The organism is Bacillus sp. SH5-2, from assembly GCF_008368905.1.
Lineage (GTDB): Bacteria > Bacillota > Bacilli > Bacillales > Bacillaceae_G > Bacillus_A > Bacillus_A luti.
Genome location: NZ_QOSD01000050.1, coordinates 1 through 3,540, shown reverse-complemented (window position 1 = coordinate 3,540; position 3,540 = coordinate 1). Strand labels below are relative to the sequence as shown.

General features: G+C 33.6%; 2 protein-coding genes. One reads left to right on the top strand and one right to left on the bottom strand.

Annotated features, from left to right (window positions below; all coding sequences use genetic code 11):
• Positions 1-62 precede the first annotated feature (62 nt).
• Positions 63-1,475 (bottom strand): MocR-like pyridoxine biosynthesis transcription factor PdxR, encoded by a 1,413-nt coding sequence (pdxR, locus tag DN410_RS27675; RefSeq protein ID WP_149178846.1) that lies wholly within the window; start codon positions 1,473-1,475, stop codon positions 63-65.
• A 117-nt stretch (positions 1,476-1,592) separates the two neighbouring features.
• On the opposite strand from pdxR, the gene DN410_RS27670 reads away from it, so the two are divergent.
• Positions 1,593-2,549 carry a proline dehydrogenase family protein gene (locus DN410_RS27670; protein WP_149178847.1) on the top strand — a complete coding sequence of 319 codons (957 nt, stop codon included), beginning with the start codon at positions 1,593-1,595 and terminating at the stop codon, positions 2,547-2,549.
• Positions 2,550-3,540: the final 991 nt, after the last annotated feature.

The window sequence follows — 3,540 nt, the reverse complement described above, 5'->3', positions numbered from 1 at the left end:
GAATGACTCGTCTTTTTTGTGTTTAATGAAATAATCTTGTAATTAGTTAGGCTATCTATTTGTTAACAAGAATATATACAAGATACTGCCCTCTGTAGCCTGCTCACACCTTCTTTTATTTCTTCAATTGTTAAATGTCCATACCCTATAATAATTCGATTATGATGTTTTCCTTTTTTAATGGCGTGGTCTTCCACAGGATATACTTTTACTCCAAGTTGTTGAATTTCCTCAAGTAATTCTTTTGTGAATTGAACTTGATTGAATTCAACAATCAAGTGTAATCCTGTAGAATAACCGAAAATATTGATCTTGTTTGAGAATGCTAATTTTAATTGCTGGATAAGGAAGTCTCTTCGATTTTTATAGATTTTTTTCATCTTCATAATATGCCGTTCCAAATGATCTTCGGCAATAAATTTAGCAAGAACAAGCTGATTTAAAGAAGGTGTATGTAGATCTGAAAACCATTTTACCCTGCGGCATTTTTCAATAAGGTGTGAGGGCAGAACTAAGTATCCCATCCTAAGGGCCGGTGATAAAATTTTACTAAATGAGCCTATATATATAACACGCTCGGGATCTAATCCCTGTAATGAACTTACGGGTGAGCCTTCATATCGAAACTCACTGTCATAATCATCTTCAATGAGATAACAATTTGTTTTTCTTGAATAGTTAATCAATTGAACCCGTCGTTGAATCGGTAATGTTCCACCTAAAGGAAATTGATGAGAAGGCGTAATGAAGATGAATTTTGGATTTTTATTTGTGGGTAGCAAAGATGTATCCATCCCATTATCATCAACTGGTATAGGATAAAGGAAGGCTCCTGAATTTTTAAAAATTGTTTGAATGTCATTGGTGATGGGATCTTCTATTAGTACTTCATCACCTGTTGACAAAAGTAACTTAGAAACAAGTGTTAAAGCTTGAGTTGCACCAGAAGTAATCACCAATTGTTCTGGATGACAAAAAACCCCTCTTGTTTTTAGTAAATAGCGTGATAAAACCTTTCTTAATTCGGGACGCCCTTCGGGAATATCGTATCCAAACATAGAAGGCGGTGTTTCATTCCATATAGTGTGAGACAATTTTGCCCATCCCTTACGTGGAAATAAGTCTAATGCCGGTATCCCTGAACGAAAATTAATGATGTTACTGTCTTTGTTTGTTTCTTCCCACCAAGATAAAGAATCAATTAAAGTTGATTTTTTACGTTGTTCTAAATAAGTTCCTTCAGCAATGAATGTCCCGGCTCCCTGTCGAGTGACCAAAAAACCTTCGGAAAATAATTGATCATAAGCTTCTAAAATTACATTCCTAGACACACCTAACTCAGAAGATAATTCCCGTGTTGAGGGTAGTTTTTCTCCGGACTGTAGCTCCCCGTTTAATATTCGTTCGCGTATTTGGTGATAAACCTGTCGAATTAAACTAATATCTAACGATCGATCAATAGGTATCCAAAGCATATAAATGCTCCTTTCATCAAAATTGGTACCATAAAATTTTAGTTAAAATGGTACTAATACGAACCATTTTAGCATGCTATAGTTGGATCAAATAGTTCTAAAGGAGATGAAAATGTGATGACTAAAGAATTCCAAGTAGCTCAGGCATTTAAATCGATTGCACGAAATGAACATATAAAATCCTATGTACAACAATCTACGGAGCTCTATGCGTTGTTGTTGCAAGCTGCGAAACGCTTTGTCACCGGAGAAACGAGACATGAGGGGATTGTGACGGCAAAAGAACTAATTACAAAAGGATATCATACTTCACTAGAATACATAGGGGAAAATACTCTAGATATAAAGGAATGTTATAAAGCAAAAAATGAGTTTTTGAATCTTATTGGGGACGTGGGTGCTCTTTCTATAAAACAAACAGTATCACTCGATTTATCGCATATTGGATTATCTATAGATCCAGAAATGTCTTATATTCATTTAATAGAGTTGGCAGAGAGGGCAAAAGTACAGGGAACTACCCTTATGATAAGTATGGAAGAATCATCTAAAGCAGCGGACATTCTTTCTATCTATAAAAAAACAACTGCGCAATATCCTAATGTAGGGATAACGATTCAGGCACATTTATATCGCTCAAACAATGATATTCAAGAACTCCTGCATTATCCAGGGAAAATACGAGTTGTAAAAGGTGCCTATCAAGAAGTTCCGGATATTGCTATGCCTAGGTCAACTGATTTAAATCAACAGTATCTTCAGATTGTGGAACAACTAATTGAAAACAATCACCCTGTATCTATAGCTACACATGATGAAATTCTTATTAAAGAGATGGAGCAACGTCAATATTTTAGTCAATCTAATGTAGAGATAGAAATGCTATATGGAATTCGTCCGGATATGTTAAGTGATTTGAAAAACAAAGGACATAACGCTAGAGTATATTTGACTTATGGGGAAGAGTGGTACTTGTATTTATGTCACCGGATAGCTGAACATCCAGAAAATCTATATCATGCGGTGACAGATATGATACACCCATCTTCAGGGCAGCGGATTAGGGAATATTGAATAGACATTTCATTTTAAATATAAAAATTATTTTGGCTATGTTTATTGTGAGGGAGTTCAGCTGTAGCAAGGAAGTTAAATAATTTTGGCTGTGGCCAAAAAATAAGAGCCGGATTTTTCTTAGAATAGAAATTCCGGCTCATTTTATATTGAAATCTTAGGTTTGTAGCTAGAAATAAATGAATTTGTAATTCTATATGTATTTCAAAACGAAGGATATACAAATAGGAACAATAAAATTATATGTTATAGGTATGGGATAAACAGACTTAAATGTTATAAAAGGTGATTTGAATAAAACGGAACGCTTGTTCTTTTAGGTGTATTAGGTACACTAGATCAATTGAGGTGCGTATTTTTAATCCGGTATATATGCTGAAAAAGAAATGCTATTAATCGGTTAAGACCTCGAATATAGTTTATCTGTCCACCTTAAATTTCTGTTAAAAGGATATAAAGGTTACCACTAGGCCATATGGGGATAGATGATGTTAAAGATGAAAGAGGTATAAGGTGGATATTTCAGTGACGCAAGATAGTTAGTAAGTGTATTTATATATATTTATGAGTAAACAGATAAGTAAGGATTACTTCATAATAAGGGGAATTCTATAAATGGAATAGTATATAAGTTTATTATGAACTTTTGTATCGTTGTCTATTATAAGGATACGTGTATCTTTAATCGTTTCTAATAGGGTGCGCGATAAACAAAGAGGTATTAAGAGATGTAATTACTTTTTAATTACACCTTAGTATTTATTAAGATTGTTTGTTTCACTGAGTAAAGACTTCCATACAAATTAATTCTATGGGGGTTAAGTTAACTTGGATATATTTTGGAAGAGGAAATTAAAGAGAAGTAGAAGTTGCTTTTCTGGTAATGTAATCTTTTTAGATTCTGCCCTAGGCTAGAGAGTGTAAAAATATTAACTTGAATATATTTATAAAAAAGTGTTGACGATTATACTTTAGAGGTGTAATATAGAAC

Coding starts and splice junctions, on each gene's coding strand:
- pdxR (WP_149178846.1), bottom strand. CDS start 1,475: ATGCTTTGGATACCTATTGATCGATCGTTAGATATTAGTTTAATTCGA.
- DN410_RS27670 (WP_149178847.1), top strand. CDS start 1,593: ATGACTAAAGAATTCCAAGTAGCTCAGGCATTTAAATCGATTGCACGA.